Raw genomic sequence first — 16,591 nt, 5'->3', positions numbered from 1 at the left:
GCCATCTAAATTTATCTCTGATTTAACTGGGTTTTTTTCAACAGTCTGTGGACTTTTTTTTGCACCTTCTTGAGCAGCGGCGGATCGTAATCGTACAAAGTATTTTGAGTAAAATTATCTGCTTGCGCGTCCCGGATTGCAAAGGGCGGGTGTTTCATCGGAAATGCGATCGCCTCGGCCGCCATATTATTGTAAGGACTGCTAACATCCGCCGTGTGAGTTCCTCCCGCACCGTGTCCGATATTAGAAGCCAAATTGACATTAGACAGAATATTCATACCGTTTTGAATAAAGCTAGCAAATGCCCATTGGAAATCCCAAGTATCTATTTTCCCCTCATAACAAAGCTGAAAAGTATTTGTCCACACTTTTACAGCTTGCGGATCTCCCAATATGTCCACCAAAAAATTACCATCGCGAATTTCCGGCCACAGCTTCATGTCTAAATCGTAGTGCTGCCAAGCTCGCCTCCAACTCGCCCAGCTCCAACAGTGATTGTAGCGAGAAAAGTAGTAGCTGTAGTCAGTTCTTTTGCGCCCGAACTGCACATTTTGACCGGAGATTGACATGATCCGCCGATCGTCTCGGTAGCGATCGAGCAATTCTTCAGCAAAACGGAAAAACGTCGGATGGGGCAAACAATCATCCTCAATAATAATCGCCTCTTCCACCTGCTCGAACACCCAATCTATACCGCTAGAAACCCGCCGCCGGCAGCCGAGATTTACGTCAGCGTAATTTTTCAACACTTCGCAGTCCCAGTCTACTCGCTCAATAATCGCACGAGTCCGATCGCAATCTCGGTCTTCTCCTGGTCTATCTGCACGGGGCCCGTCAGCAACTACTAACAGTTTCTGCGGCTTAACTTTACGAATTTCTGCAAACACCCTTTCGGTTTCTGCGGGGCGTTTAAAAATAATAAAAGCAACGGGGGTTTTCAATTGCCAATCGGGCATTTACTTACTCTACTATTTTGATGATTGTATGCAAGTTTCGCTGCGGACAAAAACATTTCCGAGTATTTACCAGAAAGAATTGGTTTAAAGCCGGAACCCTGATCGGGATCAATTAAAATCAGACTATTCATTACTCCAATCCTCTGACTTCTTTTGTCAAGTGCTGCCAACTGCCAACTGTCAACTGCCAACCATCAACTGCCAACCATCAACTGCCAACTGTCCCAGGTCAACTGTCAACTGTTAAGCCGATCGCAAATCGCGCCAAGAAGTAGATGCTAAATCTACCAGTCTCATTTCTCCCGCAGTACCCGCAAAGTGCAGAAAAAAAGTATTGATCAAAGCCGTCGTCGCGCACTCGCTAGCCCGTTTGTCTACCAACCGCGGCGGCACCCCTTTCGCTAAAAGTTTGCTTTTAGCGCGATCGAACAAACTTGCTGCTGTTTGCGGTTTTGGCAGCAAAAATGGGTAATACAAGGCTTTGTGTACGTTCCAGACAGTGCTGAAGCGCGGATCGATCCATTGCACGCGATCGGCTTTTAACAGTTCGTAAGACAGCCAAGGCATTTCACCGAATCCTGTTTCTTCGCATTCATGGTAAACTTTTTCTAAAATCGAGCGGTGGTGAGACGGCGACAGTACCATAATACCATCTTGGACAATGCGATCGAATTCCGGCGAAATACCGTATTTAACATAAGTCTCCCGCTCGTCTTTTTCGTCGGTAATTCCCCAAGTTTCAAACAATCTGTCTCTAGCTTCCGCAGATAACTGCTCGTTAGGTGTTGCCCATTCTGCCGCCGCACCTACTCGATCGACAGCCACCCCTTCGGCAATACACGGAGCATTTGCCCAGTTGATCAAAACGTCTGCATCTACCCAGACTACTCGCTCGTATTTCTGGACGGATTCTTCGCCGAGGATCAGGCACTTTTGCCAGCAGGGCGATCGGTTTTGCGCTCGTTCAGAATCATCTAAAGGATTTGAAATACAAATAATATCATATCCGTGTCTGTCAGCATACTTTTGCCAGTTTGGTTGGCAGAATTTTTTCCAAGTTTCCAAATATCTTTTGCCAATTGTCAGCGTTACTATGGCTTTAGAGTTCGTCATCTTTTCCTGCTATCCTCCACCATTTTAATTAATAATATCAGCAGTCATGTGAGATTTAAACTCATCAAAAGTCTCAACCATCACAGCCGCTATAAATGCCAGTGTATCAGTGTTTGTCTGATAGGGCAAAAATCTGTAGCGAAAAGCAGCCATTTTCGGGTTGCTCTCTTGATAGATAATGTCTTGTGCAAAGTTGCCCCACCGCTCATCGATTAAATCCATTGTCATGCCAGCATGGCCCGAAGGCAGCAGCATATTAGAGCCGTGCAGGCCTATTACCAAACGGCTATCAGCATAGATTTGACAGATTTCCTGCTCGATTTTTTGATTAAACATCTCAACCCTACAATCTTCAATCCATTCGGGGAACTGAGTCTTTGTACCTAAACCTGCGACTGCAAATTTTGCGGAGGGTACGCGCGATCTAATTCCCTCAAACAACCTCCGCACCTGCCAATTTTGCACCACCAGCCCCGCTGACAGCAAATTCAGCTTTCTCAGAACTCGGAACAGCAAACTGTCGATCAGAAGGCGGTCTTCCCGCCAAATAAAGGTAATTTGTGTTTCTTCTTCCTCAAAGTTGTGCTTGGGAACTCTCGTAAACCTGGTGATGTCGAACTGACTCGGATGAGAATAGGCTTCGCTGACATAAATTTGCTCGAAGCGTTTCGTTTCTTCCTCTACAAACTCACCGAAGCTAGGATAGTAATCGCGGCCATTTTTCAAAGAAATCGCTACTGTCCAGATTTCAGCGACTCCATCGGGAACCATCCACCTCAAGAACTTAGGCACTATTACCACTAACCCGCAGTCGGGGTTGCACTCCAAATGTCTTTGGGCGTTGAGTAACTTTAACAGCGAGTGACCGTAAAGAAAGTCGATACAGTTTAAAATAATCACCCGCTGGCACGGCTTAAAAATTTCTTTGGTGATTTCCAGTTTCTCGCTGCGGGGATTTTGAAGTGAATTCAATAACGGTTTTCCCAACCATTCCCCAGCGTAACTGTTGCCAGAAAAAACCTCGGCTTTTTTTAGATCGAGTTGCAGCGAGTGGTTGTAGCTGTGACCGACTCTGAGTACATCGATTATTTCACTACCGGAGCCGTTCGACTTAGATTCAACACAAACGTGCATACCCTGCCACAAAATTTTTGCAGGCTGTAGAGCCTTCCCAGAGATGGGGCAATTAGATTTATGCTGAATGTGGGGTTTAATTTCAATCATTTTACTAATCCTATCAACCGAGAAGCTGCCTTGTACAAGTTAAGCGATCGCCAAATTAATTTACCAAACGGGCGCAATTCCTTAATCAAGAAATTGACTAAGATAATCACGTAAAAATAAGTAATCAGAGTAGCCGCAGTTGCACCAAAAGCTCCATACTTAGGAATCAGCCACAAGTTTAACCCCACATTTAAAATCGAGCCGATTACAGTCAAGTAAAGACTGTAGCGCAACTGACCTTCGATGGTAAAATAGGTATTGCGCGCTACTCCAAAGTTACTCCCAAATTGCGCCCAAACGTAGATAGCCAGTACCGCTGCTGAGTTAGCATACTTATCACCGTAAAGCAGGTGTACTATCCACGGAGAAAGTAATGAAATCGGGATGGCTACTCCCAACCAAAAAAGCATCATCGTATCGCAGTAAATTTGAAATTTATCCAGGTATTCTTGATAATTTCTCTCCCTCAAATTTGCTAATTTGGGAAAAATAGAGGCAGATATTATCATCGGCAAGAAATCGCAGACTTCCGAGATTTTAACAGCCGCCGCATAATATCCCAGTTCAACATTTTTATCCATTGCACCCAGCATGAGCTGATCTGTTTTCGAGTACAAAAAAACTGCCAATCCTGACAGCATTATCGGCCAACTCTCCCGCAGCAGTTCTTTGCCGCGCGCCCAACTGAATTGCCAATCCTTAATTTTATTTCCCGTAAGCTGATAAAAATATACATAAGCCATTCCTACCATTGCCACCTCGGCCAATCGAATGCAGGCGAAAGCAAGCAGCGGCGCTTTAATTAGCACCAATCCAATTCTGACTCCGGCTACCAAAAAACAGACTGCATTCTTCGCCAGCACTGTATATTTTGACTGGACTTGGGACTCGAACCAAAAATTTATCGCCTCAAAAGCCTGAAAGATAGTTCCGGCGGCGATGATCCCCACCAGCCAGCGTGTCAGGCCCTCGTCAGGCTTGAATAGCGAAATCACCGCGACAGTTAAGAACAGAGTGATGCAGCCGCCTGTAAATTGCAGCCCGAAGGCAGTCCCCAGCGTTTTGTTTTTGCATTCAGGATTGCGGGCGATATCGCGGATGATGATGCTGCCCAACCCCATTGTCGCTACGGAACTAAAGATGGACACAAAGGCGATCGCGTAGTTGAGCAAGCCAAATTGAACGGGGCCCAGATAGCGGGCCACCCACAGCCCTACCACCAAACCCAGACCCATCTGCAAAATTTGGTCTGTGAACAGCCACGCCAGATTCACGAGTACCTGACGCAGACCTGGCCCGAGTTTTTGACTTGCCGCAGTTAGCTTATCTAACATCAGAAAGTTTTGAGTCCTTATAATAAATAAATATCTTTCTTGAGCGATCGAGAATCAATTAACAACCCGGATTGTTACGATAGTATCATAACCTTTGGTAGTAATTGAAAATTAACTGAAAAAGTTCTAGCTGTTCTGGGCGAGATTTTTCCGATGGTTTGAGTAGCACGGCCCAGCATCGGGAGAATGCAATATGTGCGGCAGGTTTGGTTTAATTGCAATCAGCCGATCGCTCCGAGCAGCCGAGAAACTGCTTTGTATAAATTTAACGAACCCATAATTATCTTTGCGAACGGTTTTAATTCTTTAATGTAAAAGTTCACTAAAATTGTTACATAAAAATAAGTGATTAAAGTTGCAGCTATTGCTCCCAAAGCTCCATATTGAGGAATTAGTAGAGCGTTCAATACTATATTAAAAATTGCGCCTGCTACAGTCAAGTAAAGATTGTATCGCAGTTTACCTTCGAGAGCAAAATAGGTATTTCTAGCTATCCCGAAGTTGCTGCCAAATTGAGTCCACACGTAGATTGAAAGCAGCCCGCCCGAAGCTGCATATTGCTCGCCGTAAAGAGTCTGGACTATGAAAGGAGCCAGCAGACAAATTGGCACCGCCACTCCCAACCACAAAAATAACATGGCATCCGTATAAATCTGAAACTTTTTTAAGTATTCAGCATAATTTTTTTGTCTTAACTGTGCGAGTTGGGGGAAAATAAAACCTGCGACAATCAGCGGCAAGAAATCGCTAACTTCCGACAGTTTAACTGCAACTGCGTAATATCCCAATTCTGTTTTATCTAAAGAACCGAGCATAATCAGATCGATTTTGGAATAGATGAAAACCGCCAAGCTAGATAGCACCAGCGGCCAGCTTTCCTGAAGCAGTTGTTTGCCTCGCTGCCAACTGACTCGCCACAACTTGAAATCATTTCCTTTGCTTTGATAGACAAGGGCGATCGCCAATCCCCCCAAAGCCACCTCTGCCAAACTCGTCCAAGCAAAAGCAATCAGCGGTGCTCGGACTTCAATCAATGCGATGCGGATGCCTGCTATCAGTAAAGATACGGAGTTTTTCGCAACCGCAGTATACTTAGATTCAACTTGGGACTGAAACCAAAAATTGATGGTTTCAAAGGATTGAAACATCGTTCCGGCGGCAACAATCCCCACCAACGTGAGAGTTAAACTGTCGTCGGGATTCAGGAGCGCCGTCGCTGTCACCGCCAGCAGTAAAGTAATGATTCCCCCTGCCAGTTGTAGGGCAAAAGCAGTTCCCAGAGCCTCTTCCTTGCATTCGGGATCGCGGGCAATATCCCGCACTACCAGAGTACCCAATCCGATCGCCGTCGCGGAAGCAAACAGAGACACAAGGGCGATCGCGTAATTGAGCAACCCAAATTGTGTCGGCCCCAGATAGCGAGCCACCCACACTCCCACAAACAGGCCCAGACCCACCTGCAAAACTTGGTCAGTCAGCAACCAAACCAGATTGTCAATTAGCAGACCCAGGCCGGCGCCGAGCTTTTGACCTAGCGCAGTTAGCTTATCTAACATCAGAAGTTTTTGAGTCCTTATCAGAAATAAATATACTTTTCGAGCGCTGGGGAATTAATCAAAAACCAGGCTCATTCATATGGTATATCACAGTTATCTGGATTTTTAACTTCTGCAACTTAATCGGGATTCAATCTGGATACAGGGGCGGCGGCAAATCCCGTTCGTAAGTGCGGCTGCCAGTGGATGGAGATTTGCTACTATCGATCGAGAGTCTGACTGTTAATAACACGTAAGCAAGCCAAACATCGCCAATATCACCGATCGAACCTTCAGTAATATTATTTAACATGATAAACACCAAGTAAACGATCGGTATTCCCGATTCAGATAGCGGGCTGCGGCTCAGTTGTCGCACTGCCAAAACTAGATTAGTGACCAGCGAAGATAAGATTAATAGAAGTCCCGGATAACCGAAAGATAGCAATACTGCTATAGCACCGTTGTGAGCAGTTCTTGGTTGAAATCCATTAGCAGTATATATGAAATAAGCTGGAGTTTGCTCGCCAATTTCGTCTTGCTGAAAAAAACCATCAAATCCATAGCCAAACCAAGGGCGCTGATTGGCTGCTGCAATCAATTGCGGCCAAAACTCCGTCCGCCCAGTCAGCGTCAAATCTTTTCCCAGTCCCCCGACCACAATCGCCTCTAAGTTGTCTATGATATAAACGCTGGTAATAATCCCCAAGACAGTAAACCCGACAATAGAAGTAAAAGCCCATTGAAATTTTAACCGACTCAGAAAACTTAAAGACGACACGACAACTATCAGCATCAAACTATTAACGAGAGACCCCCCGGAGCTAGTAGCTCTCACCAAGTAAAAAGAAAAAAACATGAATCCCAGAGCTATCCAGCGTTCTTTCTGAGTTTTAGCACCTTGGGAATAGTGCAGGTACCAAAGTGCTGTACTCATAACCATGAGGCTGCCGAAAGCATTTTTGTGGCCGGTAATTCCGGCAAATTCAGCTCCTATACTCGGCTTCCGCAAAACGCTAACTATGGCGAGGGAGGTATAGCCCCACCGCAGCAACCCAGACAATTCGCGCCACTCATATCGCGCACCCACATAAAAACTAAAAATCGTAAAACCTGTAAATGCTATCGCGGTTTTCAGCGTGATCTCGGGAACTAGCGACCACAGCGTCGATGTTATTGGTAACAAACAATACAGGGAAAAGCCTGGATTTCTTGAAACTAAGAATGATAAGGCTTCGACAAATTGATTCTTGAAAAAACTAATAAATCTCCCGGAGAGAACAAAGATTACCCAGGGATAAAAAACCCAGGGAAGTTTAGCCACATTACTGTCACCTGCCTCAGCAAGATTGATAAAATGTAGGTAGTTAAATGGAGGCAGGTTGACGTGGGGAGATACGAATACGTAACAAACAGCAAACCATTTTTCCCAGAGCAAACCTATTTTTTTTTGTGAAGCTAACTGAAAAATTAAAATTGTGACGATCGCTGCCACACAGGCAAATAAATACAGCAAGTAAGTATTGCCGAAAATTAGCTCCCGAATCATTCTGGCCATAATTTTTTACCCTTTTTGACATAAAAATTAAGTGAGTGGCGGGCTAATTCCACCAACTTAACAAGAAACATCGGCTGTTGTCGCCGATCGCCCGCAATGCCCGGAGGCGCTGCACCTAAATAGTCTGTAGGTGTCCGCTCACACGAGCGGCGGAGGCTGCGAAAATTCGACGATAGTCAGCGAGTACCCAGTCGCGCCAGGAAAATCTAGAGGCTTCACTCCCGTGAGTCACCATTGTTGTTGATTTTTGGGTAGTGCTGCCGATCTGATGGCATTTGAATTGTGACAGATTAGACTAATGAAGGAGCCCAAAAGAAAATAAATAGCCTGTGGTTAACGCCGATTTTCGCAAACAAATTACCGCGCCTGTCTTGAGTTTGACATGGTGCGCGATCGCCTTAAACGTGATTGGCGCCGGATTTCCCGTTTCTGCGGCGGCGCAAGTGCGATTGCGGCCTGGCGCAGTCACAGCACCATCTGGGGGCAGCGGACGATCGACCGACAGCTACAAACTCGGCGGTGGCGATCGCATCCAAATCGAAGTCCTCGAAGTACCAGACCTCACCCGCGGCTACGAAGTCCTTTCCGACGGTTCAGTCAACCTGCCGCTGATCGGCCTGATTTCCGTCCGCGGCCGCAGCTTAGTAGAAGCCACCACCATCATCCGCAACGCCTACCGGCGCATCCTCAAAGACCCCGTAGTTACAGTCAGCCTCGTCGCCGCTCGCCCCCTCAACGTCGGAGTCATCGGAGAAGTCACCAGGCCCGGAAACTTCATCATCAACCTGACTTCAGGCCCCGGGGTGACGCCCAGCGTGCAGTATCCCACCGTCACTCAAGCGATCAGACTCGCAGAAGGTGTCACGGGTGTCGCCGACATCCGCAACATCCGCGTCCGCCGCCCGCAAGCAGACGGCCCGGATCGAGTGCTCAACGTCAACCTGTGGAAATTCTTGCAAGAAGGAGACATCTCTCAAGACATCATTTTGCAAGACAGAGACACGATCGTGATTCCCACAGTCGCCAACTTCAACCAAGCAGAAGCCCGCCAATTTGCGATCGCCAACTTTTCGCCGCCGCCCGAAAAACCTCGATCGATCTCGATCGTCGGCCAAGTCACCCGCCCGGGGGCTTACGTCGTCATCGGCGGCAACACCACAAGCGACCTCAGTCGAGAAGGCTTCCCCACCGTCATCCGCGCCATTCAATTAGCCGGCGGCATCACCTCCGAAGCCGACATCCGGCAAATCCAAGTGCGCCGCATCACCAGAAGAGGCGAACAAATTATCCCGGTCAACCTGTGGCAGTTCCTAGAGTCCGGCGACGCCACCCAAGATACCATCTTGCAGCAGGGAGACACGATCTTCGTTCCCAAAGCCACAATCGTCAACCCCGCAGAAGCTGGCGTGCTGGCTAACACTAACTTTGCTCCCCCCGGCATTAACATTTTCGTAGTAGGAGAAGTCACAACATCCCTCGATCCATTGAGGCTCCCAGCTAATGCCACCTTGAATCAAGCTTTAGTTTCCCGAGGATTTTTTGGCTACGGCAATACCAGAGCTAAAAGAAAGACTGTTGAGCTAGTCCGCCTCAATCAGGACGGTACAGCTACTAAACGCACGATCGAAGTCGATTTAACTCAAGGAATTAACGAAGAAGTCAATCCTCAACTTCGCAACAACGACATGATTATCGTATCCCGTAGCGGTCTGGTGAACTTCCTAGACCGCATCAACAATATTGTCGCGCCTGTCGGGCCAGCTACCGGAGTGTTAAATTTTCTAAGCATTCTCCGATCTTTGTTCAGGTAAGAACTCTGCGGGTGAAGTGGATAATTCCTGGCAAAGGCTAGAATAAACTAAACAATAGGATTGGACAGTCGCGGCGCGGCAGCTTCAAAAATATCAACATCAAAAATATCAACATCAAAAATACCCAGACTCAATATGGATAACAGACAAGATTACCAACCCTTCACATCCAAATCAAATGGCAAACTGCCGGAATTCTCGACTCAAAAGTACAGAGATAACTTCGTCGAGGAGACAGAAGAAGAAAAGCTAGACTTGTCCTGGCTCGCAGGCGTCCTGCGCCGCCGCATCCTGGTGATGGCAGCAGCCACCATTGCTTTGAGCGCCCTCGCCGGAACAGCGATCGTCATCACTTCTAAAAAAATGACGCTTGAGTATGAAGGCTCCTTTTCCCTGTTAGTAGAACCAGCCACTGCTGAAGGTTTGCTATCCAAACAATTAGACAATACCGTCGCTGCCGACTTAGCAAAAATTAATATAGAAGGAATTAGCTTAGTAGACTACGAAACCCAAATTAGGATTTTGCGTAGTCCCAAAATGATGGAGCCAGTAGTTAAGGAATTGCGAACTTGGAATCCCAACATGACCTATAGCGAGCTGATGTCAAAACTGTCGATCAGCCGCCTCAGTTACACAAAAGATGGCAAACAGCAAGGCACAAAAATTTTAGAGGTTCGCTACAAAGATACAGATAAACAGAAAATTTACGGCGTCTTGGAGAAAGTTTCTAAAGCTTATCTAGAGTACAGCTTGCAGCAGCGGCTGACGGGAATCAATCAAGGCATTAAATTTATCGATATGGAGATGCCCAAGCTGCGAGAAAGAGTGGAAGTTCTGCAACTGCAAGTCCAAAGACTGCGGCAGCAGAGCAACTTGTTTGATCCCCAGCTAGAGGGAAAATCTTTGTCAGAACAAGTTCAAAGCATTCGGGGCCAGCAAGTGGGAATCCAAGTACAGCTACAAGGGATTCGCAACCTCTACCAAAGCTATGAAAAATTACTAAAGCAAAATAACCCCCAGGGTCTGCTGATGACCCAAGGACTAGCTTACGCGGGACTGTTAGGTCAAATCCAGAAGATAGACTCGGATCTGTCGATGAAATTAGCTCAGTACAGAGAAGATAGTTTGCCAGTTGTCGCACTGCGAAAAAGTCGGGAACAACTGATTTTAACTGCAACTCAACAAGCAAAAGAAGTGGTGATGGGAAACTTGGAGACCCAAATCCGAGAATTGGAAGCGCGCGATCGCGAAATGACTGCTTTGCAAAAAAATATCAACCAAAAAATTAGAAATTTTTCAGTGACAACCCGACAATACGACAATTTACAGCGGGAACTGCAAGTAGTTACTAAGAGTTTTTCCGACTTTTTGGCAAAACGAGAAGCCTTGCGGATCGATGCGGCTCAGCAACAAATCCCTTGGGTGCTGATCAATCCGCCGGAAATTCCGCTAGACAAATTCGGCAGACCGATCGCAGCTACCGTCAAACAAACCAAAAAACAGTTAGCGCTGGCAGTAATTTTAAGCAGTCTGGTGGGCATAGCAATCGGCTTGCTCGTAGAGGTGCTCAATACTGTTTTCCACACTCCAGAAGCAGTGAGAATGGCCACCAAATTGCCGGTGATCGGGGTGATTCCGTTTACCAAAAAAGTCAAGCGCCGACCGCCAGCCAGATCCAGAAAACTTACATCAGCTCGATCGCAGTCCAAGTCTAAAGTGGAATTTCTCGAACCTGTCGAAGTTATACCGACTGCTCCGATGCTGGGGGGACAAAGTATTTTTAGCGACTTGGACTATCCATTTGTAGAAGCATTTCGATCGCTCTACACCAACATTCACTTGCTGAGTGCAGGGAGGACGCTGCGATCGCTCTTAGTCGCCTCAGCCTCAGCCGGAGACGGCAAATCTACAGTAGCTTTGCACCTGGCCGCCACAGCAGCAGCAGTCGGACAGCGAGTGTTGTTAGTCGATGCAGATTTGCGCTGCCCGCAACTGCACGCTAAGCTAGGTATCCCGAACGTGCGCGGCCTGGGCGATGCCATCTCCACCGATCTCAGCCTCAACGACGCGATCGTGCGAGCGCCCAACCAAGACAATTTGTTCGTACTCACCGCCGGCCAAATTCCCGCCGATCCGATCAAGCTGCTTTCTTCCAAAAAAATGCAGTATCTGATGGAACAATTTCAAGCATTTTTTGACTTAGTGATTTATGACACCCCGCCGCTAGCCGGCTTGGCAGACGCCCACTTGATCGCAGCTCACACCGACGCTACGATTATGGTGGTGCAAATTGGTAAAACAGATCGATCGCAAGTTCGCAAAGTTTTAGAAGAATTAAAAATTTCTGGAGCTTCCGTCTTGGGAATCGTGGCTAACGGCTGCAAAAACTCGAATCACAGCTACCGCCAGCGCCCGATCGGTATAGAGACGCTCTACGATCAAAAACTGTCGCCTTTAGGTACAAAAAATCAAAATTAGGCAAATTTTGATGCAGGCGACTGCGTACCACCGTCCTCGACCGGAATTTCACCACCAAGCTGCACCGTCATTTTTTGACAAAAGTACCATTTGAGAAAGAAAATGATAGACTAACGGACAGAGCCTCGTGTGTCAACCGAGATTGCGCGGATCTTTACTATTTCGCGATGATTATTCAGAAAATGATTGGGAAATCAGCAAAAGTGGGTAAACTACATCTAGCAGAACGCAATCTCAATCAGGAAAAGACACTTTTGAAGGTAAACGTTAATGCAAACGTTAATGTGAACGTTTCAACCCAGAAACTTGGTAGGGATTATTCTATGAGTACAGTTATGGTTGTTGATGATAGCGTGACTCTGCGGGAGATGATCGCCGACTTGCTCAAAGGTAGGGGGCTCAACGTCACAGTAGCTAGTGATGGGGTAGAAGCTCTAGAGCAAATCAAGGCAAACCGCCCGGATTTAGTCGTTCTGGATATCGTGATGCCCCGGATGAACGGCTACGAAGTCTGTCGCCGGCTCAAAAGCGACCCCAAAACTCAGAATTTGCCGGTGGTAATGTGTTCGAGCAAAAGCGAAGAATTCGATCGCTACTGGGGAATGAAACAAGGAGCCGACGCTTACATCGCCAAGCCATTTCACCCTCAGGAATTGGTGGGCACGATCAAGCAACTGCTGCGGGGTTGAGGTAGAGGAAGAGGGACAGAAAAAAATGTCTTGAGTGGTTCCAATTTCTGATCCCGCAGCCTCTCTAAACTACTCGATTGACAATAGTCCAAACATCCCCGTCCGATCGCACGTAGGGAACAGAAATACTCTTAAAACCAGTAATAAAAGGCTTGTAATAAACCTGCCAATAGCTGGGGCTAATTTTGTCGGCGATGGCTTTAAGTTCCTTCACTTCCCCCGCCAATTGGGCTGCCAGTTCGTTAATCCGTTCCGCGTGTCCCGAAGCCCGCGCTCTGCCTTCTTCAACTTGCAGATCCATCGGACTGCTTCTCGGTTGCAGGTTTACCGATTGCTGCTGTTTCTGATTCAGTTGAGCAGACAGAGCGGCGATCGCATCATCTATTCCCTTGACTTCTGCTGACACTTCTGCTGTTTCTCTGGCGTGACGGCGGTAAGCATCAGCGAGCGCTTGGGGCGAATCACCGACTGGGGCGATCGCACCAATGCTAAGCTGCTGGCGTTCTCGGCGCAAGGCCTCAATCTCAGAGCAAATTGCCTCTATGTCTGTCTGAAGTTTGTCCACCAAATTACCGTGGTTTTTGGATATCTTTAGCATATTAACATAAACCAATCACTCGCTCGGCCTTGAAATGGCATATTTTGGGCGATGCTCAAAGCCCACCCCACAAGAAAAAGTTCAATTGCTTTAAAATATAAAAATTTGTATTTTTGAGTTGAGCGGTTCCCGTCGAGATCGAGTTTGGTGAATCAGCATTATACGTTTGATCGTTCGGAATGCAAGTCCTCAAAATTTGATGAGGACTTGCATTCCGAACGATCAAACACAATTACCATTACCAATTGAGTTATTTTAAATTGCGATCGCCTGCTGCCTCAAACTGACTATAGCCTCTACCAAAACATCGGGTGGCACGGGCTTAGGCAGATGCCGATCGAAACCCGCAGCAAAAGCCCGATCGCGGTCTTCATCCCTAGCATAAGCCGTCAGGGCGATCGCCCGAAAATTCTCTCCGGTTTGAGTTGCCAAAGAGCGCAGCCTTAACAGCAGCGAATAGCCGTCTTCCTCCGGCATTCCGATATCGCTGACCAAAACATCCGGCACAAACGCCGCAGCGGCCTCAAACGCCTCAGCAGCCGACGATGCAGCCCTGACAGCAGCCCCGGAATCAGCCAACACAAACATCATAAATTCCCGCGAATCAGCCTCGTCATCCACCACCAAAATTTTAACTCCCAGTAAATTACCACCGCCAGCAAACACCGGCGCTGACTCGCGGGCGATCGAAGTTACCGGAATTGAAGGAAGGCGGAAAGTAAAAGTCGAGCCGAGATCCAGTCCCGGACTCTGGGCCCAAACCCTGCCGCCGTGAAGTTCCACCAACTGCCGGACAATTGAGAGCCCCAGCCCCAAACCGCTATAATTGCGAGTAATTGTAGCATCAGCTTGCCGGAAAGACTCAAACACATAAGGCAAGAAATTTGCAGCGATGCCAATTCCGGTATCGGTAACAGCCAGCTCAACCTCCGAATCAACTCGCTGCAAACGGATTTCCACTCGCCCACCGCGTGGCGTAAACTTAATTGCATTCGTGAGCAAATTCCAAATTACCTGCTGCAAGCGGCCCGGGTCTCCCGACACCAAAAATCTCGGATTTAGCTCAGATTCAGGATTGCCAGAAACCTCTCCGGTCTGGCAAAATTCAGCAGTATCGCAGCCTAAATCGACAATTGCCAACAGCACCTCGATCGACTTAGCATCGGCTGCTAAAGCCACAGTATTCAGCGCTCCTTCCACCATCGAAATCAAATTTACCGGACAAGGCTCCAAAGTCAACTTGCCGCGAATAATTCTCGAAATATCCAGCAAATCCTCAATCAATTGAGTTTGCAACTTAGCATTTCGCTCGATCGTTTCCAAAGCCCGCGCAGTAGCATCGGGACTGAAACTGCGGTGCCGCAGCAGTTGCGCCCAGCCCAAAATCGCGTTTAAGGGCGATCGCAATTCGTGAGAAAGAGTTGCTAAAAACTCATCTTTCATGCGATTTGCCTGCTGAGATTCCTCGTAAAGCCGCGCGTTTTCGATACTCGCCGAAACTGCTTGAGCCAACTGCATTAAAATACTTTCGTCATCTTCGGCAAACTCCCCCTCGTACTTATCCGACAACTGAATCAATCCCAGATTTCTGCCGTCGCGAGCCGTCAGCGGTACCGCCAGCCAGCCCCGCATCGGCGGGTGATTTCCCGCAGCCTCGCCGAAAAAGAGCCAAGCCGGGTGAGCCTCTAACTCGCTTTGAGTCAGGCGCATCGCCTGTTGCTGCTGGCAAACTTCCTGGTAAATGCCCGTACCGTCTGGCTCTTGGCAGTAATCTTGCCACGGGGCGTATTTTTCTGACATCGAAAACTTGCTAATTCCCGCATCCCAGTTGGCGGCAGGGTTGAGGTTGACGGCTGCTTGGTGGACTTCTAGAATTTGGCGGGCGCTATCTGCTGCTAATTGAAGTATTTCTGCTACCGACAGCGTGGAGTTGATCGCAACTGAGGCGGAGGTTAACTTTTGCAGGCGGTGCAAATACGATCGCTCGCGCGCCAAAGCCTGCGATCGCTCGTATTCTAACTGTTTGCGACCCGTAATGTCGATCGCCACCCCAAACAGCCGCACAGGTTTACCGGATGCGTCAAAAGACACCCGCCCCTTGTCGTGAAGCCAAATCACCGAGCCGTCGGGGCGCAGGTGGCGGTGCTCCGACTCGTAAACTCCCGAGCCGCTGAGTGCGGCATCCAAATCTGCCAAAAAGCTGTCGCAGTCATCTGGGTGCACCGCATTCTTTTTTTCCTCAAAAGTACCAACGGTGCTGTCTGGGCCCAAACCAATCTGTGTTTGGGCATTGGAAGAGCGGCGGACTTCCCCGGAAGCAATATCCCAGGTAAAAGCGACGGTGTTAGCTGCTTCTAGGGCAAAGTGCAAATTTTCCTCGCTTTCCTGTATTCTGGCGAAGGATAACTTGCGATCGGTAATATCCCAAACCACGCCGATCGATCGCACCGATTGACCCGTACCATCATCAAAAAACTGTCCCCTACCCGCGATCCAGTGCAAGCTGCCGTCAGGCCAAATCACTCTAAATTCGTGCTGGTATTCTATTTTATTTTCTAAAGAAAAGGCAATCGCGCGGGAAATAGAGGCCTGGTCATCCGGGTGAACGCAGGCACAAAACGCTGCGTAAGTTCCCGCAAAACTGCCTTTTTCCAACCCGAATAACAGTTCGTGTCCCTCCGACCAAACCACCTCGCCGGTTAATATATTCCAATCCCAAGTTCCCATTTGCGAGGCGGATATCGCCACCCTCAGCCTTTCCTCAGAAATTGCCAACTGCGCCGACGTTTTCGCGTATTTTTCCCGCAACTGCTGTTTTTCCAAGGTTTCGCGCACGGCCCCCGCCAGCCGCTGGAAGTGCCGCCCTTTGAACACGTAATCGCTCAAACCCGCTTTCATCGCTTCGACTGCCACTTGTTCGCTGCCGCTGTCGGTACACATAATTACCGGACAATTTGGGTGGTGGCGTTGAACTTGTTTGAGAATAGTTAATCCGTCGCTCCAGTGCAGTTGGTAGTCGGTAACTACCACGTCAAAACCCCCTGCTGCCAGGACTTCTTCGAGAGTTGGGGCATCAATCACCGACTTGATTTCTAAATCTGAAAAATTTTTCCTCAGTTCTCGATCGATCATCAGGCGATCGTTCGGGTTGTCGTCGATCAACAGAATAGATAGCATTGGCTTTTTACTTTTTGTATTGGCGCAAACATTCTTAAATTCAAGAATATGTTATTAAGCGATCCGACATTTTTGATATTTAGTTAGCTGGTTAATTCGACTTGCAAATGCGTTGACT

Annotated in this window: 12 protein-coding genes; 3 read left to right on the top strand and 9 right to left on the bottom strand. The window is 47.8% G+C overall.

The features are described from left to right. Nucleotides 1-11: 11 nt before the first annotated feature. From QUB68_RS03730 to QUB68_RS03700, 7 genes are all read right to left on the bottom strand, one after another. The gene (locus QUB68_RS03730) at nt 12-956 is read right to left on the bottom strand and encodes a glycosyltransferase family 2 protein (RefSeq protein WP_332989514.1); all 945 of its coding nucleotides are present in this window, start codon (nt 954-956) and stop codon (nt 12-14) included. Beyond that, on the bottom strand, nt 938-1,087 hold the full coding sequence (locus tag QUB68_RS03725; protein ID WP_332989512.1) for a hypothetical protein: 150 nt from the start codon (nt 1,085-1,087) through the stop codon (nt 938-940). Before QUB68_RS03725 ends, QUB68_RS03730 begins: the two co-directional genes overlap by 19 nt. Before the next feature lie 112 nt (nt 1,088-1,199). Next, nucleotides 1,200-2,069, bottom strand: a complete 870-nt coding sequence (locus QUB68_RS03720) for a hypothetical protein (RefSeq protein WP_332989510.1) — start codon at nt 2,067-2,069, stop codon at nt 1,200-1,202. A gap of 24 nt (nt 2,070-2,093) precedes the next feature. Continuing rightward, a complete protein-coding gene (locus QUB68_RS03715; protein WP_332989509.1) occupies nt 2,094-3,293 on the bottom strand; it encodes a hypothetical protein in 1,200 nt (399 codons plus the stop codon). Beyond that, entirely contained in the window at nt 3,290-4,627 is a 1,338-nt protein-coding gene (locus tag QUB68_RS03710) for a flippase (protein WP_332989507.1), read from the bottom strand. Before QUB68_RS03710 ends, QUB68_RS03715 begins: the two co-directional genes overlap by 4 nt. A 221-nt stretch (nt 4,628-4,848) precedes the next feature. Continuing rightward, a complete protein-coding gene (locus QUB68_RS03705; RefSeq protein ID WP_332989505.1) occupies nt 4,849-6,183 on the bottom strand; it encodes a flippase in 1,335 nt (444 codons plus the stop codon). Nucleotides 6,184-6,313: 130 nt separating this feature from the next. Further along, entirely contained in the window at nt 6,314-7,720 is a 1,407-nt protein-coding gene (locus tag QUB68_RS03700; RefSeq protein ID WP_332989503.1) for an O-antigen ligase family protein, read from the bottom strand. 329 nt (nt 7,721-8,049) lie between these two features. On the opposite strand from QUB68_RS03700, the gene QUB68_RS03695 reads away from it, so the two are divergent. From QUB68_RS03695 to QUB68_RS03685, 3 genes are all read left to right on the top strand, one after another. After that, nucleotides 8,050-9,531, top strand: coding sequence for a polysaccharide biosynthesis/export family protein (locus QUB68_RS03695; protein WP_332989501.1), 1,482 nt, complete (start codon nt 8,050-8,052; stop codon nt 9,529-9,531). A gap of 135 nt (nt 9,532-9,666) precedes the next feature. Further along, nucleotides 9,667-12,009: a GumC family protein gene (locus QUB68_RS03690; RefSeq protein ID WP_332989499.1), complete on the top strand. Its 2,343-nt coding sequence runs from the start codon at nt 9,667-9,669 to the stop codon at nt 12,007-12,009. A gap of 323 nt (nt 12,010-12,332) precedes the next feature. After that, nucleotides 12,333-12,698 carry a response regulator transcription factor gene (locus QUB68_RS03685; protein WP_039886668.1) on the top strand — a complete coding sequence of 122 codons (366 nt, stop codon included), beginning with the start codon at nt 12,333-12,335 and terminating at the stop codon, nt 12,696-12,698. A 64-nt stretch (nt 12,699-12,762) separates the two neighbouring features. Here QUB68_RS03685 and QUB68_RS03680 read toward each other — a convergent pair whose 3' ends face one another. Together QUB68_RS03680 and QUB68_RS03675 are read right to left on the bottom strand one after the other, a co-directional pair. Beyond that, entirely contained in the window at nt 12,763-13,296 is a 534-nt protein-coding gene (locus QUB68_RS03680) for a hypothetical protein (protein WP_332989497.1), read from the bottom strand. A gap of 255 nt (nt 13,297-13,551) precedes the next feature. Next, entirely contained in the window at nt 13,552-16,473 is a 2,922-nt protein-coding gene (locus QUB68_RS03675) for a response regulator (protein ID WP_332989496.1), read from the bottom strand. Nucleotides 16,474-16,591: the final 118 nt, after the last annotated feature.

It is taken from the genome of Microcoleus sp. A006_D1 (assembly GCF_036702805.1).
Lineage (GTDB): Bacteria > Cyanobacteriota > Cyanobacteriia > Cyanobacteriales > Microcoleaceae > Microcoleus.
This window is presented reverse-complemented; position numbering and strand designations above follow the sequence as displayed.

Coding starts and splice junctions, on each gene's coding strand:
- QUB68_RS03730 (WP_332989514.1), bottom strand. CDS start 956: ATGCCCGATTGGCAATTGAAAACCCCCGTTGCTTTTATTATTTTTAAA.
- QUB68_RS03725 (WP_332989512.1), bottom strand. CDS start 1,087: ATGAATAGTCTGATTTTAATTGATCCCGATCAGGGTTCCGGCTTTAAA.
- QUB68_RS03720 (WP_332989510.1), bottom strand. CDS start 2,069: ATGACGAACTCTAAAGCCATAGTAACGCTGACAATTGGCAAAAGATAT.
- QUB68_RS03715 (WP_332989509.1), bottom strand. CDS start 3,293: ATGATTGAAATTAAACCCCACATTCAGCATAAATCTAATTGCCCCATC.
- QUB68_RS03710 (WP_332989507.1), bottom strand. CDS start 4,627: ATGTTAGATAAGCTAACTGCGGCAAGTCAAAAACTCGGGCCAGGTCTG.
- QUB68_RS03705 (WP_332989505.1), bottom strand. CDS start 6,183: ATGTTAGATAAGCTAACTGCGCTAGGTCAAAAGCTCGGCGCCGGCCTG.
- QUB68_RS03700 (WP_332989503.1), bottom strand. CDS start 7,720: ATGGCCAGAATGATTCGGGAGCTAATTTTCGGCAATACTTACTTGCTG.
- QUB68_RS03690 (WP_332989499.1), top strand. CDS start 9,667: ATGGATAACAGACAAGATTACCAACCCTTCACATCCAAATCAAATGGC.
- QUB68_RS03685 (WP_039886668.1), top strand. CDS start 12,333: ATGAGTACAGTTATGGTTGTTGATGATAGCGTGACTCTGCGGGAGATG.
- QUB68_RS03680 (WP_332989497.1), bottom strand. CDS start 13,296: ATGCTAAAGATATCCAAAAACCACGGTAATTTGGTGGACAAACTTCAG.
- QUB68_RS03675 (WP_332989496.1), bottom strand. CDS start 16,473: ATGCTATCTATTCTGTTGATCGACGACAACCCGAACGATCGCCTGATG.